The sequence below is a fragment of the Pseudoalteromonas sp. R86517 genome (assembly GCF_042466295.1).
Taxonomy (GTDB): Bacteria; Pseudomonadota; Gammaproteobacteria; order Enterobacterales; family Alteromonadaceae; genus Pseudoalteromonas; species Pseudoalteromonas atlantica.
In genome coordinates this window covers 1,557,933-1,583,721 of sequence record NZ_JAXHCB010000001.1, presented here as the reverse complement: position 1 = coordinate 1,583,721, position 25,789 = coordinate 1,557,933, and the positions used below count along the sequence as shown (strand labels likewise).

General features: G+C 40.4%; 24 protein-coding genes. 15 read left to right on the top strand and 9 right to left on the bottom strand.

Going from position 1 to position 25,789, the window contains the following annotated elements; all coding sequences use genetic code 11:
• Positions 1-37: 37 nt before the first annotated feature.
• On the top strand, positions 38-658 hold the full coding sequence (locus SJY38_RS07115; protein WP_004587856.1) for an FKBP-type peptidyl-prolyl cis-trans isomerase: 621 nt from the start codon (positions 38-40) through the stop codon (positions 656-658).
• 271 nt (positions 659-929) lie between these two features.
• On the opposite strand, the gene SJY38_RS07110 is transcribed toward SJY38_RS07115, so the two are convergent.
• Together SJY38_RS07110 and SJY38_RS07105 are read right to left on the bottom strand one after the other, a co-directional pair.
• The gene (locus SJY38_RS07110; RefSeq protein ID WP_248451447.1) at positions 930-3,311 is read right to left on the bottom strand and encodes a TonB-dependent receptor domain-containing protein; all 2,382 of its coding nucleotides are present in this window, start codon (positions 3,309-3,311) and stop codon (positions 930-932) included.
• A gap of 124 nt (positions 3,312-3,435) precedes the next feature.
• Entirely contained in the window at positions 3,436-3,825 is a 390-nt protein-coding gene (locus SJY38_RS07105; RefSeq protein WP_004587858.1) for a YkgJ family cysteine cluster protein, read from the bottom strand.
• 212 nt (positions 3,826-4,037) lie between these two features.
• Between SJY38_RS07105 and SJY38_RS07100 the strand changes: the two genes are divergently transcribed.
• The 3 genes from SJY38_RS07100 to SJY38_RS07090 are packed head-to-tail and all read left to right on the top strand — an operon-like array spanning position 4,038 to position 5,610.
• Positions 4,038-4,466 (top strand): hypothetical protein, encoded by a 429-nt coding sequence (locus tag SJY38_RS07100; protein ID WP_054982450.1) that lies wholly within the window; start codon positions 4,038-4,040, stop codon positions 4,464-4,466.
• 39 nt (positions 4,467-4,505) lie between these two features.
• Positions 4,506-4,985, top strand: a complete 480-nt coding sequence (locus SJY38_RS07095) for a hypothetical protein (protein WP_286741222.1) — start codon at positions 4,506-4,508, stop codon at positions 4,983-4,985.
• A 22-nt stretch (positions 4,986-5,007) separates the two neighbouring features.
• A complete protein-coding gene (locus tag SJY38_RS07090) occupies positions 5,008-5,610 on the top strand; it encodes a DUF1287 domain-containing protein (protein ID WP_286741220.1) in 603 nt (200 codons plus the stop codon).
• 2 nt (positions 5,611-5,612) lie between these two features.
• Here the strand turns inward: SJY38_RS07090 and yfaE are convergent, their stop codons facing one another.
• The 5 genes from yfaE to ubiG form a co-directional block, all read right to left on the bottom strand.
• Complete coding sequence (gene yfaE, locus SJY38_RS07085; protein WP_004587862.1) at positions 5,613-5,885, bottom strand: class I ribonucleotide reductase maintenance protein YfaE; 273 nt, start codon at positions 5,883-5,885, stop codon at positions 5,613-5,615.
• Positions 5,885-7,015: a class Ia ribonucleoside-diphosphate reductase subunit beta gene (gene nrdB / locus SJY38_RS07080; protein WP_004587863.1), complete on the bottom strand. Its 1,131-nt coding sequence runs from the start codon at positions 7,013-7,015 to the stop codon at positions 5,885-5,887. The genes yfaE and nrdB overlap by 1 nt, the downstream gene beginning before the upstream one ends.
• Positions 7,016-7,088: 73 nt before the next feature.
• Positions 7,089-9,371, bottom strand: coding sequence for a class 1a ribonucleoside-diphosphate reductase subunit alpha (nrdA, locus tag SJY38_RS07075; RefSeq protein ID WP_054982452.1), 2,283 nt, complete (start codon positions 9,369-9,371; stop codon positions 7,089-7,091).
• 412 nt (positions 9,372-9,783) lie between these two features.
• Complete coding sequence (locus tag SJY38_RS07070) at positions 9,784-10,464, bottom strand: HAD family hydrolase (RefSeq protein WP_377109487.1); 681 nt, start codon at positions 10,462-10,464, stop codon at positions 9,784-9,786.
• On the bottom strand, positions 10,464-11,174 hold the full coding sequence (gene ubiG / locus SJY38_RS07065; protein WP_004587866.1) for a bifunctional 2-polyprenyl-6-hydroxyphenol methylase/3-demethylubiquinol 3-O-methyltransferase UbiG: 711 nt from the start codon (positions 11,172-11,174) through the stop codon (positions 10,464-10,466). Before ubiG ends, SJY38_RS07070 begins: the two co-directional genes overlap by 1 nt.
• Before the next feature lie 178 nt (positions 11,175-11,352).
• On the opposite strand from ubiG, the gene gyrA reads away from it, so the two are divergent.
• From gyrA to SJY38_RS07015, 10 genes are all read left to right on the top strand, one after another.
• Positions 11,353-14,052 carry a DNA topoisomerase (ATP-hydrolyzing) subunit A gene (gene gyrA, locus SJY38_RS07060; protein WP_024034094.1) on the top strand — a complete coding sequence of 900 codons (2,700 nt, stop codon included), beginning with the start codon at positions 11,353-11,355 and terminating at the stop codon, positions 14,050-14,052.
• Positions 14,053-14,162: 110 nt separating this feature from the next.
• Positions 14,163-15,245 carry a 3-phosphoserine/phosphohydroxythreonine transaminase gene (gene serC, locus SJY38_RS07055; protein WP_024034095.1) on the top strand — a complete coding sequence of 361 codons (1,083 nt, stop codon included), beginning with the start codon at positions 14,163-14,165 and terminating at the stop codon, positions 15,243-15,245.
• Positions 15,245-16,522: a 3-phosphoshikimate 1-carboxyvinyltransferase gene (aroA, locus tag SJY38_RS07050; protein WP_004587869.1), complete on the top strand. Its 1,278-nt coding sequence runs from the start codon at positions 15,245-15,247 to the stop codon at positions 16,520-16,522. The genes serC and aroA overlap by 1 nt, the downstream gene beginning before the upstream one ends.
• Positions 16,523-16,629: 107 nt before the next feature.
• Positions 16,630-17,340, top strand: a complete 711-nt coding sequence (gene cmk, locus SJY38_RS07045; protein WP_004587870.1) for a (d)CMP kinase — start codon at positions 16,630-16,632, stop codon at positions 17,338-17,340.
• Positions 17,341-17,435: 95 nt separating this feature from the next.
• A complete protein-coding gene (gene rpsA, locus SJY38_RS07040) occupies positions 17,436-19,103 on the top strand; it encodes a 30S ribosomal protein S1 (RefSeq protein WP_004587871.1) in 1,668 nt (555 codons plus the stop codon).
• A 65-nt stretch (positions 19,104-19,168) separates the two neighbouring features.
• The gene (gene ihfB, locus SJY38_RS07035; protein ID WP_286741209.1) at positions 19,169-19,456 is read left to right on the top strand and encodes an integration host factor subunit beta; all 288 of its coding nucleotides are present in this window, start codon (positions 19,169-19,171) and stop codon (positions 19,454-19,456) included.
• A gap of 21 nt (positions 19,457-19,477) precedes the next feature.
• Positions 19,478-19,759: a lipopolysaccharide assembly protein LapA domain-containing protein gene (locus SJY38_RS07030; RefSeq protein ID WP_004587873.1), complete on the top strand. Its 282-nt coding sequence runs from the start codon at positions 19,478-19,480 to the stop codon at positions 19,757-19,759.
• Positions 19,760-19,761: 2 nt separating this feature from the next.
• Positions 19,762-20,898 (top strand): lipopolysaccharide assembly protein LapB, encoded by a 1,137-nt coding sequence (gene lapB / locus SJY38_RS07025; RefSeq protein ID WP_286741194.1) that lies wholly within the window; start codon positions 19,762-19,764, stop codon positions 20,896-20,898.
• A 46-nt stretch (positions 20,899-20,944) separates the two neighbouring features.
• The gene (pyrF, locus tag SJY38_RS07020) at positions 20,945-21,649 is read left to right on the top strand and encodes an orotidine-5'-phosphate decarboxylase (RefSeq protein ID WP_288421397.1); all 705 of its coding nucleotides are present in this window, start codon (positions 20,945-20,947) and stop codon (positions 21,647-21,649) included.
• 91 nt (positions 21,650-21,740) lie between these two features.
• A complete protein-coding gene (locus SJY38_RS07015; protein ID WP_004587876.1) occupies positions 21,741-22,115 on the top strand; it encodes a hypothetical protein in 375 nt (124 codons plus the stop codon).
• 250 nt (positions 22,116-22,365) lie between these two features.
• Here SJY38_RS07015 and SJY38_RS07010 read toward each other — a convergent pair whose 3' ends face one another.
• Together SJY38_RS07010 and SJY38_RS07005 are read right to left on the bottom strand one after the other, a co-directional pair.
• A complete protein-coding gene (locus SJY38_RS07010) occupies positions 22,366-23,196 on the bottom strand; it encodes a S1 RNA-binding domain-containing protein (protein WP_004587877.1) in 831 nt (276 codons plus the stop codon).
• Positions 23,197-23,198: 2 nt separating this feature from the next.
• The gene (locus tag SJY38_RS07005) at positions 23,199-24,524 is read right to left on the bottom strand and encodes a DEAD/DEAH box helicase (protein ID WP_377109485.1); all 1,326 of its coding nucleotides are present in this window, start codon (positions 24,522-24,524) and stop codon (positions 23,199-23,201) included.
• A 198-nt stretch (positions 24,525-24,722) separates the two neighbouring features.
• On the opposite strand from SJY38_RS07005, the gene SJY38_RS07000 reads away from it, so the two are divergent.
• The gene (locus SJY38_RS07000) at positions 24,723-25,730 is read left to right on the top strand and encodes a rhodanese-related sulfurtransferase (RefSeq protein WP_377109484.1); all 1,008 of its coding nucleotides are present in this window, start codon (positions 24,723-24,725) and stop codon (positions 25,728-25,730) included.
• The last annotated feature ends 59 nt before the right edge of the window (positions 25,731-25,789 follow it).

Here is a 25,789-nt window from a genome sequence, read left to right as displayed (position 1 = left end):
ACGCGTCTTTTAACTAACAAAACGTGAAAAACACATTATGTCAGATAATTTTACTACAGATGCTGAAAAAGCAAGTTACGGTATTGGCTTACAAATGGGTGAGCAACTTAAGTCTAACCCTTTTGAAGGCTTAAACCTAAATTCAGTATTTGAAGGCATGAAAGATGCGTACGCTGGTAGCGCTTTTCAAGTTGAGATCCCTGAGATCCAAGCTGCATTTGAAAAAATTAACGAAGAGATCCAAGCGCGTCGTGAAGAAGAAGCAAAAGTACTTTCTGCTGAAGGTATTGCATTCTTAGAAGAAAACGCTAAGCGTCCTGAAATCACTGTTACCGAGTCTGGTTTACAATACGAAGTACTAGCAACAGGCGAAGGCGAAAAGCCAACTGCTGAGTCTACAGTACGTGTTGATTACCACGGTACATTAATTAACGGTACAGTATTTGATAGCTCTTACGAGCGCGGTCAACCAGCTGAATTCCCAGTAGGTGGCGTGATCAAAGGTTGGACTGAAGCTTTACAAATGATGCCAGTTGGCACTAAATGGCGTATTTACGTTCCTCATGAGCTTGCTTATGGTGAACGTGGTGCAGGTGCTGCAATTGCACCTTTCTCAACGCTTGTATTTGACGTTGAGCTACACGAAATCCTTTCTTAATTTAGTTATTAAGTCAGTATTTAAAAAGCCGTGGTCTTGACCGCGGCTTTTTTGTGTCTTGTGGTTTTATAGCAAGCTTTAAAAACGTTAAGAATTTAGGACAATCCGCATAATTAAGTGAGTTATTTTAGGGATAGATAAACGTGTTGCTACCTGCGCTACAAAGGCCTATTACAACAAGTAAATAACCTAGTTAATTAAATGAGTAGGCATAAAAAAACCGCATATAAAATGCGGCTTTAAAAGTAACTAAATAAATGCCAAAGCGTTATTAAAAATAACCTCTAATACCAAAGCGGAAGTTTCTACCTGGTAGTGGGGCTTTATCTTTTATAAACGAGCTGTGAACAAAGCCAAGTTCGTCTGTAATGTTATCTATATTTAAGTATAACTGCGTATCTATAGCGCCTAAACTTAACTGATAATTAGCTTGAGCATCAACAATTGTGTAGCCATCGGTTTTAGTTTCATAGGCGCTAATATTATCTTGCTCAAAGTAGTGCGTACCTGTGAGTGTTAGTTGTAAATCGCCTACATTGTATTGTAATTCAGATCCTAATTTATTTGCTGGTATGCGCGGCAAGTTACCTTCGTCGTCTTTTAGCTTAGCGCGTGTTGAATCACCAAATACTTTAACCATGGCATTAGGGTCAATTTGATAGTGTACATCAAATTCTACACCATAGAGTTCAGCATCTTTACTGGCAAACTGATATACGGCAACCGCATCATCGTGAGCGCCAATTGCAGACTCTAAACCATCTTCTTCGTCATAAACTAATCCAGTGTTTTGTTGATAATAAAAGTTTTTAATATCGTTATAGAAAAAGTTAACTGTGTAACCAAAGTCACCGCTAAAACGTCTAAAGCTAAAATCTAAATTGGTCGATTTTTCTTGTTTAATGTCTTCTGGCTCAAAGTGAACCTCGTTATCTTCAATATGATAGCCAAGGCCTAGCTCGTAAGTACCTGTAGCAATGTGTAATCCGTTTGATAAAAGCTCAGCAGAAAGGGGCGCACGCTCAGAGTGAGATAAGCTAAGTGCTACGCTTTGCCCTGGTGTGTATTGCCAAATAGCACCGGCAGAGGCGCTTACATTAGTAAAGCTTTCGCTGTATGCAATGCTTTCTTCTTCGCCTTCGTCATGATCTTCTTCTTCATCGTGATCATGTGCGTGCTCGCTGTCGGTAATTGTGCTTGTTATTTCATAATCTTCAATACGCGCACCAAGCTCTAGTGTAACATCACCAAATTCACGTTCTTCAAGTAGATATAACGCATGTGTAGTGGTCACACTTGCAGGAGTAAATGCTTCTTCGCCAATTGCGTCGTAGTCCGATTCGCTATAATGATAGCCCATCATACCGTGCCACTGAGCTAACTTGTGCTCTACATTTAAGCGTGCTTCGGTTGTTTCATTTTTAAAGGTGGTGCCAATTTCACCGTCTTCAATTTCACTGTGTTTGTAATCAGTGTAGCCAACACGAAGATTAATATTTTCAATCCAGTTGTTATCGAGCGCATAGCTTATAAGGCCTTGCCAACGATCTTGCTCTAGATGTGCATAAACAGACTCTTCTTCCTCTTCATCTGCGTGCTCATCGTGTTCTTCTTCGGTTTCACCTTCATGGTCATGATCATGATGCTCATGCCCAGGAATACCGTAATCGGTTTCAATGCTACCGTAAGAAAAGCCAACCGTTAAATGATCGCCCACATAACTCGTACCCACATTAAATGTGTCGCTATCAATAAAAGTGTTTTCTACAGAGTTATGAGTTTCAACATCACCATCTTCATCTGTAATGTTAAATGTAGGCGTTTCATAGTCATCGCCGCTGCGTTTAGTCCCATCAAAATGAAAGTTAAATCCGTCATTTCCGGTTTCTAGTTTTGCAGCCACGGTATTTGAGTTAGAAACCGTGTCATGGCTGTATTCAGCAGCACCGGTTAAATCATCTAAATTGCTCGTTGGAATACGGTTATCAACCACATTTACCACACCACCTATTGCGCCTGAGCCGTAAAGTAGGGTGCTTGGTCCGCGCAATACTTCAATTTGTTCCGCTGCTAAGCTGTCGCTTGAGGTTGCATGGTCAGGACCAATGCGCGATGCATCGCTGGCATCTAAACCGTTTTGGGTAATTTTAACGCGAGGGCCATCTAAACCACGGATAATAGGGCTTGATGATACCGGACCAAAGTAACTGGCATTAACACCTGGTAAGCCCTTTAGTGTTTCGCCAAGGGTCGCCTTTGATTTGTTTTTAAGCTCATCACCTGATAAAACGCTCACCGGCGAAATCATTTCTAAGCTATTTTTATGCAGTGCAGAGGCATATACAACGACGGTTTCTACCGAGGTAGGGGTAAGCGACACCGTCACATTGTTTGAGTTTTCATTTACCGCAATACGCGAGTCTATAAAGTTGTCTTTACTTACATGCAATTGACTTTGAGAGTCTACATCAATAGAAAATTCGCCCTGTGCGTTGGTTTTTACACCTTGGTCTTTACCATGTACGTGTACAGCTGCGTTTTCAATAGGTTGGTTTTTATCGTCTGTTATTTTACCGGTAACGGTAGCAGCAAGTGCTGAATGAGAACATAAAACAGAAAAAACTGCAGAGGAAATTAATGTTAACTTTGTCATTATCTTAAAGGTTCGCGGTTACTATGTTGTGATATAATATAACACCGCGTTTTTGACTTATCAACAATGTTATACTATAGCTTAACGTTTTTCGATGAATAAACACGCAAATAAGATAAGCTGATTAAGAGCGGCTATCAAGCATAATTATATTAAGCTTATGTTGTGCTCTAGTTTGGTTTTTTACATCGATAGGTTCTATCATTTCGCATTCATCACGTATCATTTCTGACACTAGGCTTGGATAATGGCGGCAATCTTCTGGCCTATCTAGGTAAATGCTACAGGTATACATTGTTTTATGGGAGGGCTCTTTTTTGGGCGCTATTTCTAAAAAGGGGCAAGTGGAGAGTCGCATTTGCGTTTTTGGATCAAACCAAATTTCATCATCTTTAACATATTGATAAATCTCTGGGTTAAACAGTGCCCACATTTCAATTTCTTGTACGGTTGCACTTAAATCGCCCCCACCGTATTTAATACAGCATTTACCGCATTGGTTGCACTCTTTCATTTTTAGCCAGTATATTAGGTAACGATTAGTTTCTCAGTGTATCACTGTAATTAACGTGGATTACTTTTTTATATATAATTTTAAAACCGCACTTTTAATTCCAACCCGCTATCTATTATTAATGTATTATTACACCTAAATAATTAGCCGTTCTAATAAGATTAGGACGCCTCTAAATAGTTAGTTTAGTGACCAGTTAAGGATAGTTCCTGATGATGAACACCAAAGTATATAAAGCAGTACATGATTTAGCAGAGCAACTGATGGAAGCTGCAAATAGAAACGACCGTAAAAGGTTTGAATTATTATTTTCTAGGCTCAAAGCTATTTGTGAAGAAAACGAGAATACTTCAAAAGATCACCCTGTACAGTGGGAAACCTTAGCCGACTTTACCGAAGAACTTGAAGAGGCAATTACCACATATGAAAAAGCGCTACAGAAGTCGGTTGCAATCAATAATAAAGATCATATGTCGTCGGTTGCTTATTCAATGGCAACTCTACAAATAGAGCTTGGACAAAAAAACGAAGCGATTAAAAACTTAAAAAATGCCAAGGTTAGTGCTAATAAAATTGAAGATAAAGCGCTTAAAGCCGAAATTCATGATTTACTTGAGTCACTGACTGAAGAAGAAGGTTAATTAAGCCTAGTTAGTCGCGATTGTAATGAGGTTTGGAATATGGATATATTAACCGCAATCGAGCAATGGATTGATGAGGTAAATCATAAATATAAATACAAACGGGTGTGCTGTACTCAATTTGCAGCACAGTTTGCAGGTTTTTACCCAACTGAATTTTTGGAAAATGCCTTTTATGTTGTGATCGATGAAATACCCAAGCCCGATTTTGCTGCTTTACGTGCCATGGGGCTGGGTGATTTTATTGATATGAAAGTCAGCGGCATAACTTATAAAAATACTTACTACTTGTTGCCGACAAGTGTTGATAACTTGCGCGTACATTTTCATGAATTAGTGCATGTATTGCAGTGGCAAAATCTTGGTGCTTTAGCCTTTATAGCGCGCTATATGAATGAAATTAAGCACTTTGGTTATCACAATGCACCGCTTGAAATTATGGCTTATTCGCTCGATACTCACTTTATAAATTCAGGCGAGGAAATAAATGTGCCTGAGTATGTACTGGATGCATTATAAATTTTTTTACAAGGAACAGAATATGGCTAATGTATGGTTATATTTTAGTGTATTAGCGCCTTTTAGTGCGTTAGCAAATTCATTTGAAGAAGACATAACTGCTGCATTAATACAGCGAACAACACACCAAGTTACGTATGATGGGAGTTATCGTTCAATAAGTTACCCAGGTGGTGACGTGCCAAGTAATATTGGGGTGTGTACCGATGTGATTATTCGTGCTTATCGCCAGTTAGGTATAGATTTACAACAGTTAGTACACGAAGACATGCGTGACAATTTTACTCTATACCCCTCAAAGCGTATTTGGGGACTGAGCAAACCCGATAAAAATATAGACCACCGCAGAGTGCCTAACTTACAAACCTACTTTAAAAGACAGGGTCGTGCGTTAGTATTATCTGATAGCCCTGAAGAATATAAAACAGGTGATATAGTGACTTGGATGTTACCGGGTAACCTGCCACATATAGGGATGGTAGTTAATGAGCGTTCAGTACAAACTGGCAATCCATTAATTGTACATAACATTGGCCGCGGGGCAGAAAAAACCGATATGCTTTTTGATTATAAAATCACGGGGCACTACCGGTTTGAACCACAGCATTTGAATAAAACGCAGTAAATTTATTTTAAATTAATACTTATATTGCCGTTTGGCTTACAGCAACACAGCAGTATTTCCCCCTCGCGTACAAACGCTAAAGGCTCTTCGTTATAGTGCACTTGGCCTGAAACTAACGTGGCTCTGCACGCGCCACAATAGCCTTCGCGGCATTGATACGCTACGTCTATTTTTTGGTTTTCTAAGCAATGTAAAACAGAAGGGCAGCCAGTGCTAAATTCTATACACTGGCTGTTATCTGCAAGCGTTATACTTGCAGTGGGTTTGTCACTCATTATAAATCAAAGTCACCAAATTCTGAGGCATCTACTTGTGAGTCAATTTGACCTACAAGGTATGAGCTAATTTCTGCTTCTTGCGGTGCAACTTGCACGTTGTCAGACACAAGCCATGAGTTGATCCATGGAATTGGGTTACTGTTGTTTTCAAATTGTGCAGGCAGGCCAATGGCGGTCATACGTGCGTTGGTGATGTATTCAACATACTGACATAAAATGTGTTTGTTTAAGCCAATCATAGAGCCATCTTTGAATAAGTATTCTGCCCATTCTTTTTCTTGCTCTGCGGCTTCAACAAACATTTTAATGGCTTCTTCACGGCACTGCGCGGCAACAATCGCCATTTCAGGGTCGTCTTTACCATCTTGCATAATGTTTAAAATATGCTGCGTACCCGATAGGTGAAGCGCTTCATCACGTGCGATTAGCTTGATGATTTTAGCGTTACCTTCCATTAATTCACGTTCAGCAAAGGCAAACGAACACGCAAAGCTGACATAAAAACGAATGGCTTCAAGAATATTTACCGACATCATGGCAAGGTAAAGTTTCTTTTTAAGATCAAATAAGCTAATTACAACGGTTTGACCGTTAATTTCGTGCTTGCCTTCGCCATACAGGTTATAAAGCGACACGCCATTGATTAAATCATCGTAGTAGGTGGTTACCGCATCAGCACGTTCGCTAATTTTTTCGTTACTTACTATGTCATCAAAAATAAGTTCTGGTGACTGTGTAACGTTACGAATAATGTGGGTGTAAGAGCGACTGTGAATAGTTTCACTAAATGCCCATGTTTCTATCCATGTTTCTAGCTCAGGAATAGATACAATGGGGAGTAGGGCAACGTTTGGTGAGCGGCCTTGTACACTATCAAGCAGCGTTTGATATTTTAAGTTACTTAAAAATATGTGCTTTTCGTGCTCTGGTAATGCTTGAAAGTCTAAACGGTCTTTACTTACGTCTACTTCTTCTGGACGCCAAAAAAACGAAAGTTGCTTTTCAATCAATTTTTCAAAAATAGGGTATTTTTGTTGATCGTAACGCGAAACGTTAACGGTTTGGCCAAAAAACATTGGCTCTTGCATTTGATCATTATGGTTACGACTAAAAGTAGTATAAGACATGTCTATCACTCAAAAAACTATCACTAAAACTATCAGGACAAAGCGGGCAAAGAGCCCGCTTTAAGTTTAACTATTAAATTTTACACGCGCCGCCTGCACAATCATCATCTTCCACTTCTGGAGTGTCGTCTTGTGCATCTGATGCGCCATCACGGGTGTTATGGTAGTAAAGTGTTTTAACACCAAGCTTGTATGCACCTAGTAAGTCTTTTAATAAGACTTTCATAGGTACTTTACCGCCTTCGTATTTGTTTGGATCATAATTAGTATTGGCCGAAATAGTTTGGTCAATAAACTTTTGCATTATGCCCACTAACTGTAAGTAACCATCGTTTGATGGAATATCCCACAGCAGCTCGTAGTTATCTTTTAAGCGTTCGTACTCAGGAACTACTTGTTTTAAAATACCGTCTTTACTTGCTTTAACGCTAATGTGACCACGTGGTGGCTCAATACCGTTAGTTGCGTTAGAGATTTGCGACGATGTTTCTGAAGGCATTAATGCGCTAAGTGTTGAGTTACGCATGCCGTGCTCTTTAATGCTGGCACGTAACGAATCCCAGTCTAAGTGCAGTGGCTCATCACAAATTTTATCTAGGTCACGTTTGTACGTATCAGTTGGCATAATACCTTGAGAGTACGTTGTTTCGTTAAACTTAGGACACGCGCCACGCTCTTTAGCCAGCTCGTTTGATGCCTTCATTAAGTAGTATTGAATTGCTTCAAACGTTTTGTGAGTCAGTGCATTAGCACTGCCATCAGAGTAACGCTTACCATTTTTAGCAAGGTAGTACGCGTAGTTAATTACGCCTATTCCTAACGTACGACGGCCCATAGTGGCATTACGTGCAGCCGGTACTGGGTAGTCTTGGAAATCAAGTAGGTTATCAAGTGCACGTACTGCAAGCTCAGCAAGCTCTTCAAGTTCATCAAGTGACTCAATAGCGCCTAGGTTAAATGCAGATAGCGTACAAAGTGCAATTTCGCCTTCTTCATCGTTTACGTTATTTAACGGCTTAGTTGGCAATGCAATTTCTAAACATAAGTTAGATTGGCGAATTGGCGCCACTTTAGAAATAAACGGGCTGTGCGTATTACAGTGATCCACGTTTTGTAAATAAATACGACCTGTGCTGGCACGCTCTTGTGCGAACATTGAGAAAAGCTCAATCGCTTTAATACGCTTTTTACGAATAGACTCGTCTTGTTCGTATTTTACGTATAACGCATCAAACTCGTCTTGGTCTTCAAAGAATGCATCGTAAAGGCCAGGCACATCTGATGGGCTAAATAACGTAATGTAGTCGTCTTTAATTAAACGAGAATACATTAGTTTATTAAACTGTACGCCGTAATCTAAATGACGAACACGGTTATCATCAACACCACGGTTATTTTTAAGTACCAGTAGGTTTTCTACTTCTAAATGCCAAAGCGGGTAGAATAACGTTGCAGCACCGCCACGTACACCACCTTGCGAGCAGCTTTTAACCGCTGTTTGAAAGTGCTTATAAAAAGGAATACAACCAGTGTGGTACGCCTCGCCATTACGGATATGGCTACCTAATGCACGAATACGGCCGGCGTTAATACCAATACCTGCACGTTGTGAAACGTACTTAACAATGGCAGATGATGTGGCGTTAATTGAATCAAGGCTGTCGCCACATTCAATAAGTACACACGAGCTAAACTGACGCGTAGGGGTACGCACACCCGACATAATTGGCGTAGGTAAAGAGATTTTAAACGTTGATACTGCATCGTAAAAACGTTTGATGTAGTCAGTACGTGTTTCGCGCGGGTAGTCAGAGAATAAACTCGCAGCCACTAAGATATATAAAAACTGGGCGCTTTCGTAAATCTCACCCGTTACGCGGTTTTGTACTAGGTATTTACCTTCAAGCTGCTTTACTGCTGCGTAGCTAAAGTTAAGATCGCGCGAATGATCAAGATAAGCATCTAGCTCATCAAGCTCTTGCTCTGTGTAATCAACGAGTAAATGAGCGTCGTAGCGTTTGTCTTCAACCATTTTTGTAACATGATCAAATAAACGTGGTGGCTCAAACTGGCCATACGCTTTTTTACGTAAGTGGAATACAGCTAAGCGGGCAGCTAAGTACTGGTAGTCAGGCGACTCTTTTGAAATTTGATCGGCTGCTGCTTTAATGATGGTTTCGTGAATGTCTTTTGTACGAATACCGTCGTAAAATTGAATGTGTGACTTTAATTCAACCTGTGAAACCGATACGTTGTTTAAACCTTCGGCGGCCCATTCAATAACGCGATGGATCTTATCAAGATCTAAAGGCTCTTTACGCCCGTCACGCTTGCTTACAGATAACTGTTGGTTCATAGCTTTGCCTGTATTCCTTGGAAATTGTGTATTTTGACCAATGCTTTATACCTCGCTAAAGCAAGGTACGTATTCATTTATTATAAGTTTCACCGTATTGGCGAATTTAATTGAATAACATTTGGCCACAATATCTGGTGTTGTTCAATTTAGAGATCACAAGATAGTGTGGTCTGAGCTGATTTGCAAGGGACATAATTGCCCCTATTTGTGGATAACTTTGGGATAACGTATTTGTGTTAGTAGTCACTCACCTTCGAACAATCATTTAAGTTGAAATAGCTAAAAATCAACTAATGATCTGCTAAATTTATGCATTTTGAAAATAAATTTCGACTGCTTTTTTTATCAACAAGCTTTGCATAAAAACTAACACAATCACAATATATAGTGTTTAATAATTTACATGGCACTATATATGGTTAAAAGCATCAATAGGGCTGTGCCAGTTAAAATCGGCTTCCCAGCCCTTGGCCTCATCAATACTTGGTATATAGCCCCAAAGCGCTGTTGCTGTGTGCATACCTGCGGCTTTACCTGCTTCTATATCACGTTGAGCATCACCTATGTATAAACAACGCTTAGGATCTACGTTCATCAGTTTTGTACAGTGTAGTAAGGGTAAAGGTGATGGTTTAGCCTCGGTGAGGGTATCGCCACTGACCACAACGTGTGCATTTTTTAAAGCGGGTATAGCAGCCACTAATGGATCGGTTAAAAACCCGGGCTTATTAGTCATTATTCCCCATTTTATACCTTGGTTATCAAGGGCTATGAGTAATGATTCTATGCCTTCAAAGCAGCGGGTGTGTGTAGCTAGGTTTTGGCTGTAGTGGCTGACTAACTGTTTTATTCGTTCAGTTTGTGGTTGCGATGCCCATTGCGCTTTAAAGCCAAGTTCAAGCAATGCGCCGGCGCCATTAGACGCTACTTTTCTATAAGCCTCAGGCGTAACTTGCGCAACACCTTCACTTTTAAGTACGGCATTTAAAGCAGCACCTAAATCGTCTGCTGTATCAAGCAAGGTGCCATCTAAATCAAATAAGAAAGCGTCGTACTCAAAAGGAGTTAAGGGGGTATGAGAGCTAGCCATTATGCTAACTTCTCAAAATGAAGAATGTAATTAACACTCACATCTGTATTTAATGAATACTGCTTAGAAAGCGGGTTGTAGCCTAGGCCAGCACTGGCACGTACTTTTAAACCGGCTTGTTCAGCCCATGCAATAAGTTGTGCAGGTTTGATAAATTTGTTGTGATCGTGTGTGCCCTCAGGCACCATTTTTAACAGCTTTTCAGCACCTACAATAGCAAACAAGTAAGCTTTAGGCGTTTTATTTAGGGTTGAGAAAAAAACATCAGCCCCTGGCTTGGCAAGCTCTGCGACTGCATGAATAATAGAAGCAGGGTCAGGTACGTGCTCTAGCATTTCCATACAGGTTATTACATCAAAGCGAGCAGGGTGCTGGGTTGCAAATTCTTCTGCAGGTACTTTTATATAGTCAACATTTACACCGGTTTCTAGGCTATGAAGCTTTGCTACGGTGAGTGGCTCTTGGCCCATGTCTATACCGGTTACGTGTGCGCCCATGCGTGCCATGCTTTCGCTAAGAATGCCGCCACCACAGCCTACATCGAGTGTTTCTTTATCAAATAAGCCTTGGGTTTTGTTAGCCACAAAGTCTAATCGTAATGGGTTAATTTCGTGAAGAGGTTTAAACTCTCCGTCTTGGTCCCACCATCGCTCTGCAATGGCTTCAAATTTTGCTATTTCTGCGTTATCTACATTTTGATGTTCGGTCATAAAATACTTCCTCGTCAATCTGAGGCCATTATATAGGGCTAAATTGATAAATCGCAAAGTTTTGCGCCTGTAAATTTAAATTAATTGTGATAGCATGGTCGCTTAGAAATAATAACAAATACTCTTGGCGCCTAATACCGGGTTGCTAAGAGCTGATACTGAAGGAATGTGATATCAAATGACTGATCTCGCCAATGAAATTCTGCCAGTCAATATTGAAGACGAGTTAAAAAACTCCTACCTTGATTACGCAATGAGCGTAATTGTAGGACGTGCATTACCAGACGTACGTGATGGTTTAAAACCTGTTCACCGCCGCGTTTTGTTTGCAATGAACGAGCTTAGTAATGACTGGAATAAGCCTTACAAAAAATCGGCCCGTGTGGTCGGTGACGTAATCGGTAAATACCACCCACACGGCGACAGTGCAGTTTATGACACCATCGTGCGTATGGCACAGCCATTCTCACTACGTTATATGCTTGTAGATGGCCAAGGTAACTTCGGTTCGGTTGATGGTGATTCAGCAGCGGCAATGCGTTATACAGAAGTACGTATGGCAAAAATGTCGCATGAGTTATTAGCCGATCTTGAAAAAGAAACGGTTGATTTCGTTCCTAACTACGACGGTACCGAACAAATTCCTGACGTTTTACCAACCAAAGTGCCTAACTTACTTGTTAACGGTTCATCGGGTATTGCGGTAGGTATGGCAACAAACATTCCACCTCATAACTTAACTGAAGTGGTTAATGGTTGTTTAGCGCTTATTCAAAACCCTGATTTAACGATTCATGAATTAATGGATTACATTCCGGGTCCTGATTTCCCAACGGCTGCCATTATCAATGGTAAAAAAGGCATTGAAGATGCTTATTTAACCGGCCGTGGTAAAGTGTACATGCGTGCACGCGCCGACATCGAAACCGATGAAAAAACAGGCCGCGAAACCATTATCGTGCACGAAATTCCTTATCAGGTTAACAAAGCACGCTTAATTGAAAAAATTGCTGAGCTTGTTAAAGATAAAAAAATTGAAGGCATTAGCGCACTACGTGATGAATCAGATAAAGACGGTATGCGTATCGTTATTGAGATCAAACGTGGTGATGTAGGTGAAGTTATCCTCAACAACTTATATTCACAAACTCAGTTACAAACTGTGTTTGGTATGAATATGGTTGCATTAATTAACAACCAACCTAAGTGTTTCAACTTAAAAGAAATGCTTGAAGAGTTTGTTATTCACCGCCGTGAAGTGGTTACACGCCGTACCGTATTTGATTTACGTAAAGCGCGCGACCGTGCTCATACCCTTGAAGGTTTAGCAATTGCGCTTGCCAACATCGACCCAATTATTGAGTTAATTCGTAAATCGCCAACCCCAGCTGAGGCTAAAGTAGCCTTAACAGCTCGCCCATGGGATTTAGGTAACGTACAAGCTATGCTTGAAAAAGCAGGCGAAGACAATGTAGCACGCCCAGATTGGCTGGCAAGTGAGCTGGGTATTCGCGATGGTCAGTACTATATTTCTGAGCAGCAAGCACAAGCAATTCTTGATTTACGTTTACACAAACTAACCGGCCTTGAGCATGAAAAAATCTTAGCAGAGTACCAATCGCTGTTAGATTTAATTGCTGAGCTACTACACATTTTAGGTAGCCCTGAGCGTTTAATGGAAGTTATTCGTGATGAGTTAGTTGAAATTAAAGAGCAATATGGTGATGAGCGTCGTACAGAAATTAACGCTGCAGCGCACGATATTAGCCTTGAAGATTTAATTAACGAAGAAGATGTTGTTGTGACCTTGTCGCACGAAGGTTACGTTAAGTATCAGGCATTGTCTGATTACGAAGCGCAGCGCCGTGGTGGTAAAGGTAAGTCAGCAACGAAGATGAAAGATGAAGATTTCATTGAGCGTCTTTTAGTGGCTAATACCCACGATACCATTTTATGTTTCTCTACTGCGGGTCGTTTGTACTGGCTTAAAGTATACCAGTTACCACTGGCTAGTCGCGCCGCTCGCGGTAAGCCAATTGTTAACTTACTGCCACTTGAAGATGATGAGCGCATTACTGCTATCTTACCTGTACGCGAGTACGAAGAAGATAAATACATTTTCATGGCAACAGCATTTGGTACTGTGAAGAAAACACCACTAACGGCATACAGCCGTCAACGTGCAAGCGGTATTATTGCGGTAAACCTTAACGAAGGCGATAGCCTAATTGGGGTTGATATTACCGACGGTAGTAACGAAATTATGTTGTTTACTGATGCAGGTAAAGTGGTACGCTTTAAAGAAGCGGAAGAGTCTGCTGTTGTTGATGAAAACGGCAACCCGGTACTCGACGAAGAAGGCAACCCTGAAATTCGTTTCAAAGGTGTTCGCCCTATGGGTCGTACTGCTACCGGTGTTCGTGGTATTAAGATGGCCGACGACCAACGCGTAGTGTCGTTAATTGTGCCTAAGTCTGATGGTGCTATTTTAACTGTGACTGAAAATGGTTACGGTAAACGTACTCAACTTGAAGATTACCCATCTAAGAGCCGTGCAACACAAGGTGTTGTATCTATTAAGGTGAGTGAGCGTAATGGCGCAGTAGTTGGCGCTGTACAAGTTGACGACAACGACGAAATAATGATTATTTCAAACCGTGGTACGCTAGTACGTACCCGCGTTAATGAAGTATCGACGGTTGGACGTAACACCCAAGGTGTTATTTTGATCAGAACTATTGACGAAGAGCAAGTAGTTGGTTTACAACGTATCGAAGAGATTGAAGTTACAGACAGTGACTTAGTTGATATTGAAGACGTTGAAACGGTTGATACAGTAAATGAAGAAGCAACGGATGATAATCCACCTTCTGAATAACTGAAATTGAAAAAGCGGCTAAGGCCGCTTTTTTTAATCATGTTGAAAAAAATTAATAATCCTCTTTTGTTTATCAAAAGAGTTTAAATTACTGGAATGAGGCAAAGGTAATGAGTAAATATAATTTTTGTGCGGGGCCAGCTATGCTTCCACAAGCTGTTATGCAAAAAGCACAAAAAGAATTTTTAGACTGGCAAGACTTAGGCGTATCTGTGATGGAAATAAGCCATCGTAGTAAAGATTTTTTAGCGCTTACTGCAAAATGCGAAGCCAGCCTTCGTCGTTTAATGAACATTAGCGATGAATTTGAAGTGTTATTTATGCACGGTGGTGGCCGCGGTCAATTTAGCGCTGTGCCATTAAATTTACATCAAAATGGTAAAACGGCGGTTTACTGCGAGAACGGCGTTTGGTCTAAAAGTGCCACTGATGAAGCTAATAAATTTACTCAAACCCACTCAATCAACGTTAGAAATGACGCAAACGGGCTGTTTTCTATAAAAGAAGTGGCGCAGTGGGAGTTACCTGCAGATGCATCTTACATTCACTACTGCCCAAATGAAACAGTAGACGGCTTAGAGATTTTTGATGTGCCGAGCCACCCAACGGCACCTATTATTGCTGATATGTCATCGACTATTTTGTCGCGTGAAATTGACGTAAATAAATTTGATTTAATTTATGCCGGTGCACAAAAAAATATAGGTCCATCAGGTATAGCTATTGTTATTGTGCGCAAAACATTACTTGAGCGTGAAGGTTTAGCTAAACCTGGCATTTTAGATTACGCACTTGAAGCAAAACAAGGCAGCATGTTTAATACACCGCCTACTTTTGCATGGTATTTAGCGGCTGAAGTGTTTGAATGGCTAGAGCAAAACGGTGGCGTTAAGGCAATGGAAGCACAAAATATTGCTAAAGCTAAGCTGCTTTATGACTTTATTGATGAATCGCCTTTTTATACTAATAAAGTAGCGACGCATTGTCGGTCGCGTATGAATGTACCGTTTTGGCTAAACGATGAAAGCTTAAACGAAAAGTTTGTAACGCAATCTAAAGAAGCCGGCTTACTTGCCCTAGAAGGGCACAGAATTGTAGGCGGTATGCGCGCAAGTATTTATAACGCAATGCCACTTGCAGGTGTGCAAGCCTTGGTTGACTTTATGGCGGCATTTGCACAGGAGCACAGCTAATGGAACAACTTCGTTTAGAGCCTATTTCTCGTGTAAATGGCAGTGTTACCTTACCTGGGTCTAAAAGCCTATCAAACCGTATTTTATTATTAGCAGCGCTGGCTCAAGGGACTACCGTTGTTGAAAACCTGCTAGATAGCGATGATATTCGCCATATGTTGGGTGCATTAAAACTACTAGGTGTTAACGTAACGCTTAATGATGATCGCACTGTAGCAACCGTAGAAGGGGTTGGCGGTGTATTTAAAACCCCAAGTGAACCTTTATTTTTAGGCAATGCAGGTACTGCTTATCGTCCTTTAACCGCGGTACTCGCAGCTGTAGCTGGGGAGTATGAGCTTATAGGTGAGCCGCGCATGGAAGAGCGCCCAATAGGGCACTTAGTCGATGCGCTACAAGCACTTGGCGGCGATATTACCTACACAAAACATAAAGACTACCCACCACTAAAAATAATTGGTGGGCAAATTAAAGGCGGTACTGTTGAAATTGATGGCAGTATTTCTAGCCAATTTTTAACAGCATTGCTAATGGCTGCCCCTTTATTTAGTGGTGATACGCAAATTACCATTAAGGGTACTTTGGTATCTAAGCCTTACATTGATATAACGTTAGATGTAATGGCGCGTTTTGGGGTGACTGTTGAGCACAGCGACTATACAACATTTAAAGTTAAAGGCGGCCAACAATACCAATCACTAGAGCGTATTATGGTGGAGGGGGATGCATCATCAGCGTCTTATTTTGTTGCGGCAGCGGCCATTGCCGGTGGCGAAATTGAAATTAAAGGCGTGGGCGCTAAATCAGTTCAAGGTGATATTGGTTTTGCTAAAGTGATGGAACAAGTTGGCGCTGAAATAAAATGGTATGACGAGCGTTTAGTTGTTCGCAAAGGTGAATTAAAAGGTGTAGATATTGACGCTAACGCTATCCCTGATGCGGCAATGACACTTGCTACGGTCGCTTTATTTGCTAAAGGGCCTACGGCTATTCGCAATATTTATAACTGGCGTGTAAAAGAAACCGACCGTTTATATGCTATGGCAACTGAACTTCGTAAAGTGGGTGCCGAGGTTGTAGAGGGTGAAGATTTTATCGAAATTACACCACCGAGTGCATTCAATGATGTGGCTATAGATACGTATGACGATCACCGTATAGCGATGTGTTTTGCAATGGTTGCCGTAGGCGGAAAGCCTATTACAATCAACGATCCTAAGTGTACATATAAAACTTTTCCAACCTTTTTCAAGGTTTTAGCATCAGTGAGTGAGTAGGCTTTTTATAAATAAATATAAAAAGTTTCACACTAAAGCGGATCTATTTGCAGAAGTGACGTATAATATCGCGGTTTTATTTAGGTGTGCATTGCAGGAGGTTTTAAATGCAGGCGTTATTAATGCCCGTAATCACCGTTGATGGCCCAAGTGGTTCAGGTAAAGGAACTGTTTGTCGCTTGTTAGCCGACAAATTGGGGTGGGATGTATTGGATAGCGGCGCAATTTACCGTGTATTATCCCTTGCCGCACTTCATCACCAAATAGCATTAGACAACGAAGAAGCGCTTGTCCCGCTTGCTGCAAACTTAGATGTGCAGTTTTTGGTTGATAGCCAAACTAATGCTGGAAAAGTTATTTTAGAAGGCGAAGATGTAACCTCGACAATTCGTAATGAAGAGGTTGGGGCAGCTGCTTCAAAAGTGGCTGCATTACCGCGTGTACGTGAAGCGTTACTTCGACGCCAGCGTGCGTTTAAAACCGAACGGGGCTTAATTGCTGATGGCCGAGATATGGGCACCGTGGTTTTTCAAGACGCACCATTAAAAATATATTTAACCGCTAGTGCACAAGAACGCGCGCGCAGACGTTATGTTGAGTTGAATGAGCGCGGCCTTGATGTTACACTAAGTGGTCTATTACAGGACATTCAAGCTCGTGATGAGCGCGATATGAATCGCACCGTTGCGCCGCTTGTTCCTGCTGATGATGCAATTGAAATAGACACAAGCGAGCTTAACGCTCAGCAAGTGTTTGATAAAGTTATAACTTTAGTAGATATTGCTATCTCACAAGGCAAGCTTCCTAAACGAAGCTAAACACATTTTATGCACCAGCAGGACGCCAGTGCTATTTTAACAACCCCATGCAGCATGGTTGCTTATTGGTATTAATATATGAGACGTATATTCGTATGTCAGAAAATTTTGCGCAGTTATTTGAAGAAAGCTTAAAGGGTTTTGAAGCAGAGCAAGGCTCTATTGTTAAAGGTACAGTAATCTCAATCGAGAATAACATTGTACTTGTAGATGCTGGTCTTAAATCAGAAAGTGCTATCCCTGCAGAGCAGTTCAAAAATGCTGCTGGTGAACTAGAAGTTGCTGTAGGCGACGAAGTAGATGTTGCACTAGATGCAATCGAAGACGGTTTCGGTGAAACTATCCTTTCTCGTGAGAAAGCGAAGCGTCACGAAGCGTGGATCCGTCTTGAGAAAGCATGTGAAGAGCAAGAGACTGTTACTGGTGTTATCAACGGTAAAGTTAAAGGCGGTTTCACAGTTGAAGTTGATTCAATCCGTGCTTTCCTACCTGGTTCACTTGTTGATGTTCGTCCAGTACGTGACACAACTCACCTTGAAGGCAAAGAGCTTGAATTTAAAGTAATCAAGCTTGACCAAAAACGTAACAACGTTGTTGTTTCACGTCGTGCAGTTATCGAATCTGAAAACTCACAAGAACGTGAAGAGCTTCTTGCTAACCTTGTTGAAGGTCAAGAAGTTAAAGGTATCGTTAAGAACCTTACTGACTACGGTGCATTCGTTGACCTTGGTGGTGTTGATGGTCTACTACACATCACTGATATGGCGTGGAAGCGTGTTAAGCACCCTTCAGAAATCGTTAATGTTGGCGACGAAATCGCAGTTAAAGTTCTTAAATTCGACAAAGATAAAACTCGTGTATCTCTAGGCCTTAAACAGCTTGGCGAAGATCCATGGGCAGCTATCGCTGGTCGTTACCCAGAAGGTTCTAAGCTTTCTGGTCGTGTAACTAACCTTACTGATTACGGTTGCTTCGTAGAAATCGAAGAAGGCGTTGAAGGTCTAGTTCACGTTTCTGAAATGGATTGGACTAACAAGAACATCCACCCTTCAAAAGTTGTTTCACTAGGTGACACTGTTGAAGTTATGGTTCTTGAAATCGACGAAGAACGTCGTCGTATTTCTCTTGGTCTTAAGCAATGTATTGCTAATCCTTGGCAGGAATTTGCTCGTCTACAAAACAAAGGCGACCAAGTTACTGGTAAGATCAAATCAATCACTGACTTCGGTATCTTTATCGGTCTTGACGGTGGTATTGATGGTCTTGTACACCTTTCAGACATTTCTTGGAACACGCCTGGCGAAGAAGCTGTACGTGAATTCAAGAAAGGCGACGAAATCACTGCTATCGTATTGCAAGTTGACCCAGAGCGTGAACGTATCTCTCTAGGTGTTAAGCAAATCGAAGCTGACCCGTTCAATAACTACCTTGATGCAAACAAAAAAGGTGCTATTGTTAAAGGTAAAGTGACTGAAGTTGATGCGAAAGGCGCAACTGTAGAGCTTATCGAAGGCGTTGAAGGTTACATCCGTGTAGCTGATATCGCTCAAGAGCGCGTTGAAGATGCAACGACTGTTGCTTCTGTAGGCGACGAAATCGAAGCTAAATACGTTGGCGTTGATCGTAAGAACCGCACTTTAAGCTTATCTGTTAAAGCTCTTTTCGAAGCAGAAGAGAAAGAAGTACTAGAGAAGCTTAAGAAAGAAGAGCCAGTGTTTGAAAACGCAATGGCAGCTGCTTTCGCAAATGCACAAAAAGACTAATTACTAATTAGTTTTTAATTGGAAGGGCAGTTTTGCCCTTCCACTATTCTCTTTAAGGAAACGCTATGACTAAGTCAGAACTGATAGAAACACTTGCCGAACAGCACGCACACATTCCAGTGAAAGATGTTGAAAATGCAGTAAAAGAAATTCTTGAACAAATGGCCGGCTCATTATCTACTTCAGATCGTATTGAGATCAGAGGTTTTGGTAGTTTCTCTTTGCATTACCGCGCTCCTCGCACAGGTCGTAATCCTAAGACTGGCGATACAGTAGAGCTTGATGGTAAGCATGTACCTCATTTTAAACCAGGCAAAGAATTACGCGACCGCGTAAATGAGAGTATTGCCTAGTTAACCAGTTGGAGTAGTTACTTGTTTAAGGTATTAAAAATTATTCTGGTTGTACTATGCCTATTTTGCGCATTTTTATTGGGTTCTCAAAATCCACAATTAGTACAAATCAATTATATTATTGCCAGTAATACCTTGCCACTCGCTGTAATAATAAGTATCTGCTTTATACTGGGTGTAATAATAGGGTGTTTTATTAGCTTTAAATTGTTTTCTAAATTAAAGTGGCAAAATTACCGCTTGAAAAAACAATTAGCGCCAGAAAAAAATAATAGTAAGCTTATTGCTAATAAAGACACCTAATCATGATTGAGCTTTTGTTTTTACTACTGCCTGTTGCTGCCGGTTATGGCTGGATTATGGGCAAAAATAGTGCAAAAAACCAAGCTCATCAACTCAATCGCCAAATCACTTCAGAATACAGTAAAGGCTTAAAGTTTTTACTAGACAGAGAAGAAGATCAGGGCTTAGAGCATCTAATAAACCTATTAGAAGTGGCTGCTGACTCTGTTGACCATTATTCAACCCTTGCTACTATGTTTCGCCGAAGAGGCGAGCTTGACCGCGCAATAAAAATTCATGAACTCCTTTTAAAACACCCAAGCTTAAATGAACAACAAGCTGCCGCTAGCCGTTTAGAATTAGCTGAAGATTATATTATGGCCGGCTTATTAGACGGTGCAGAAGAGCATTTAGTGTGGCTTGTTAAAGCTGGGCATGAACAAGCACTTGACCCAATTATTACATTATACTCGCAAACCCGAGAGTGGGAAAAGGGCATTAATATGTTCGAAGCCCATAGTGAGTTATTTGTTAAAGAGCAGCATTTTAAAGCAATTGCTAATTTTTACAGCGAAGCTGCCCTAAGCGAAAATAAACCGCGATTAATGAACAAAGCCATTAGTTTAAATTACAAAGCGGTTCGCCCTTTATACGAATTAGGGTTATCGGCTTACACAAGTGAAGACTACGTAAAAGCAATTTACTATTGGCGTGAACTCGTTTGCCAATTTACGTTATTTGCACCTTTGTTTATTGACCAGCTTGCACATAGTTATAAGCAGTTAAATTTAACACATCAGTTTCATGATTTATTATGTGACTTGCTCGATAAAGGTGGGGTGCTAATAAAAATAAAACATTGCCAAGCACTGTTAGAGCAAGGAAATACTAAACAGGCATTTGAGTTTTTAACTGACAGCTTAAAACGGCAGCCTACGATTCGAGGTTTTAGCTTTTTACTACAGCTAATGGGTGATAAAAATCCAAATACCAAAGAAGTACTTGATGAAATTGATAAGCTAGTTACGTCGTATATAGCAACAAAACCAGACTTTCAATGCCAACATTGTGGTTTTACAAGCCACACTATTTATTGGAACTGCCCATCTTGTAAACATTGGGAAACCATTGTGCCAAGTAGAGGCCTAGACGGATTTTAATAACCCCCAACTATTTATAACTTTACTGCCATTCATTAGGATAGTTATGTCTTTAGAAGATACAAAAAAAGTTCTTATTGCCCTAGATTACGATTCACAAGACGCGGCTCTTAATTTTGTAAAAAAACTCTCACCAGATACGTGTCGCTTAAAAGTAGGCAAAGAAATGTTTACTTATTTTGGTCCTGCATTCGTTAAACAGTTAATCGATTTAGGCTTTGACGTATTTTTAGATTTAAAATTTCATGATATCCCTAATACAGTGGCAAAAGCGGTCACCGCAGCGGCTAATATGGGCGTTTGGATGGTAAACGTTCATGCATCAGGTGGTTTTGAAATGATGAATAAGGCAAAGCAGGCACTTGAAAAGTTTGGTGATAAAGCACCTTTATTAATTGCAGTGACAGTGCTAACCAGCATGGACGAAGCTGAACTAAAGCGTTTGGGTGTTGAAAAATCAGCGCAAGAACAAGTTATTCATTTAGCTAAATTAACAAAAGAAGCAGGGCTTGATGGCGTAGTATGTTCTGCCCAAGAAGCGAAAGCGCTAAAAGCACAATTAGGTAGCGCGTTTAAGCTAGTTACTCCAGGCATTCGCCCTGCTGGTAGTGATGTGGGTGACCAAAAACGCATTATGACACCTAAGCAAGCTATTGAAGCGGGTAGCGATTACTTAGTGATTGGTAGACCGATCACACAATCGTCAGATCCGGTACAAACTTTATCCGATGTTAATAAGTCGCTGGTTTAAGTTAACAAAAAGCAATTATTTAGTGCTAAACCCCTTTTATGAATACATTTTTATGCTACATTAGTACTAAGAATGCAGTAAGGGGTTTATTTTGAAGTTAATTTTTGGATCTATTTTAATTGTTGTTGCAGGTTTTTCAGTAAATAAATATGTTTTTTCTAGTAAAGCTTATGATGGAGTAGCGACGATTACTGACTTAGTCGCAAATTACCCTGTCGATTTATTTGAATTTAAGCAAACCATGCATGGCTACGCACACCACTTATGCTATAAAAATGAAGAGCGCTTAACGCGCCAAAACGTAACTACGTCAGATTGCATTTCAAATCACGACGACAAACAAAGTGAATGTGAAAATAAAGTATTTAGGTTGGCGCCACTAAGTTTAGAAACCAAAGCTGAGATACTTGATTATTCAAAGCAATATACAGAATGTACGTTGCCGTATAAGCGTATTATGGGCTAGTGCCTATTAGCAATTCCCTAATTATTTTTGAAGGGAAAACCAAGTGTTAGCTTTGTTTAAAAATTTCATTTGCGCGAAGGTGAGGGCAGAGAATAGGGCAATATAAGTGCCGTTAGTGATAATAGCTAAATAACGTTTTTTATTCATCAAAACGTTTTATCATCTTTGAATAAGCATTTAATTAGACTATTTAGAAAAAATTTAACTATAAGCGCCAACATAATATTAGCGCTTATAAATAGGTTTACGACTATTTTAAGCGGATAGATTTGGCTTCTATGTCTATCAAGCCTTGCTTAAATAAACCACCAATGGCTTTTTTGTAGTTAGCTTTACTGGTTGAAAATATTTTTTTGATAAGCTCAGGATCAGATTTATCACCAATGGCTAGTATGCCGCCTTCGTTTTTAAGCTTTTCCATTATTTTATCGCCAAGTTCACTTACTTTACCCATGCCTGGCTTTTCAAGTATAACGTCGATTTTTCCGTCTTCACGTACTTTTTGAACAAACCCTTTAAGCTTTTGCCCTACAAATAAGTTTTTAAATACCATGTTGTAAAACACAACACCAAAGTGAGACTCTTCAATAAGCACTTTGTAGCCAATATCTGTTTTACCAGCAACAATTAAATCAACTTCTTGAAGATGTGTGTACTCAGGTTCATCTTTTGATAAAAAGCGATTAAAGTTGCTTGATGCACAAATACGTTGGCTCGCATTATCTAAATATAAGCGAACTAAATAAGAATGACCTTCTTGCATACGTGGTTTTTGCTCGTTAAATGGAGCTAAAACATCTTTTTCAAGTCCCCAATCTAAAAAAGCGCCGATGCTATTTATTTCTTTAACACGAAGCAGTGCGTATTCACCTACTTGGGCATGAGGTTTTTTTACTGTTGCTGTAGGTAAATTGGCGTTATCTAAAAAGATAAAAACGCTTATGCTATCGCCAGCTTCAAGTTCATCTTTAATTTCGTGTTTTGGTAAAAACACTTCCCCTAAATCGTGGCCATCAAGGTAAGCACCTTCATTGCTCACTTCTTTTACAAATAAGGTTTGTGTTGTTCCTAGGTAACTCATAATTATTCCTGCTCAGGCTTTTTTTTACGGCGCATTGGTGAATTGCCATCAATATTTATCGGGGCTTTTATAGGTGCAGCTGGTTTTTTAGGTTTTGCCTTACGTTTAACTTGCGGCTTTTTCACCTGTGCAACTTTTTTAGTTTTTACAGAGGCTGTTGCAGGCTTTTTCTCTTTTACACCTTTAAATTTAGCTTTAAGGCCTTCAACGCTTGCAAAAACCAGCTCGTCGTTCAAAAACGACTTAATTGCTAAGTAGCTTGCCCAGTCTTTAGGGCCTACTAGCGATAATGCATTACCTTTAAATCCGGCGCGGCCTGTACGACCTATACGGTGTACATACTCTTCAGCGTGTTTTGGTAAATCAAAATTGATTACGTGCGTTACACTTAATAAGTCCAATCCTCGCGAAGCAACATCAGTGGTGATCAAAATTTTAAAGTTTTCGCGGCTAAACGAGTCCATGATCTCTAGGCGTTTGCTCTGTGTTAAATCGCCAGCTAAAGCCACCGATTTAAAACCTTTTGCATTTAATGCTTCACTTAAACGGCTGGTATCGGCACGGGTTGCTGTAAATATAATACATTGGCCAACATCATCTTGTTTTAAAAAATGCTCAAGTAACGCTTCTTTATGATCAAGGTGATCGGCTAAATAGAGCGTTTGTTTAATATCACTGTGTTGCTCGTTAGCGGCGCTCAGTGTAATTTGTTTTGGCTTTTTTAATAAATTACGCGATAGGGCATCTACTTGAGCGTGATCTAGTGTCGCTGAAAACAACAATGTTTGGCGCAAGCGGTGATTAGCTTGCTCGTTAATCATTTTCAGCTGTTCAGTAAAACCTAAGTCTAAAATACGGTCGGCTTCATCAAAAATTAATAGCTCTAACCCACTTAATTGTAATGAGCGTTTTGTGATGTGATCGGCCAAACGCCCTGGGGTTGCCACAACAAAGTGCGGGTCGTTACGAAGGGCTTTAATTTGATCGTTAAAGTTCTCGCCACCGAGTATTTTTACAGCTTTAATGTTTGTGCCCGCAATTAATAAACGCAATTGCGTAAATACTTGCGTTGCAAGCTCACGGGTTGGTGCAACGATGAGGACACGTGGATCGCGTTTACTGAGCGCTTTTTGTTTCATAACTCGCTGAACAGCAGGTAATAAAAACGCTAATGTTTTGCCCGACCCAGTTTTAGACTGAGCAAAAATGTCATGCCCTGCAAGTGCGGTAGGCACTGCATGTGCTTGAATATCTGTGGGCTGGGTGATCCCTTGATGTGCTAATTGTGTTTCAAGGCGAGTATCAATCCCAATATCAGTAAAGTGCAAAGTCGTGTTCTCCAATGTGCAACTTAAATTAATGGCCGCATTATAGCTTACACAAGGGTTATGCCGACAGTAAAAACCATTCTAACGCGCTATTTTTTGCAATTAATTATAAAAAGCGTAAAATACGCGCCCCATATGCGCCGGATTTACGATTCGGTAAACGCCACTTAAGGCTATCAAAGCAAAATAGGAAGTAAAATGACTGCTGTTCATAAAGATGATGTAACAAACGAGCACTTTGTAGTGTGTGCAATGTACAAATTTGTAGGTTTGCCAAATTTTGAAGCGCTACGTAAACCTCTTTTAGATGTGATGGAAGCAAACGAAGTACGCGGTACTTTATTGCTTGCGGCTGAAGGTATTAACGGTACTGTATCAGCTAAGCGCGAAGGAATAGATAACTTACTTGCGTGGTTAGACACACAAGAAAACCTAAAAGACATAGTGACTAAAGAATCATTCGATGATGAATGCCCGTTTTACCGCACTAAAGTAAAGCTAAAAAACGAAATTGTTACTATGGGCGTTGAAGGGGTTGACCCACTAAAAGTAGTGGGAAGCTATGTTAAGCCTAAAGAGTGGAATGCATTAATATCAGACCCTGAAGTGATTTTGATTGATACACGTAACGATTACGAAATTGAAATTGGCACTTTTCAAAATGCAGTCGATCCTAATACCAAAACTTTCCGAGAATTCCCTCAGTGGGCTAAAGAAAATTTAGACCCAGAAAAACACAAAAAAGTAGCCATGTTTTGTACCGGTGGTATTCGCTGTGAAAAATCAACGGCTTACATGAAAGAGCAAGGGTTTGATGAGGTTTACCACCTTGAAGGCGGTATTTTAAAATACCTAGAAGAAGTGCCAAAAGAAGACACAATGTGGGAAGGCGAGTGTTTTGTTTTTGATAATCGTGTAGCAGTAAATCATGATTTACAAAAAGGCTCTTACGATCAATGTCATGCGTGTCGTATGCCGATTACAGAAGAAGAAAAGCAAAAGCCAGAATACATGGAAGGTGTTTCGTGTCATCACTGTATTGATAATGTAACCGATGAGCAACGTGCTCGTTTTGCTGAGCGTCAAAAGCAAATAGAATTAGCACAAGCACGTGGTGAAGGGCACATTGGTAATGAAGCGCAAGCGGTTTTACAACAACGTAAAGAAGCTAAAAAAGCACAAAAAGAAGCCCAGCGCGGTAAATAATCTTTAACTACCTATTATCTACATAGCCCAGTTTATACTGGGCTTTTTTATTTATATAG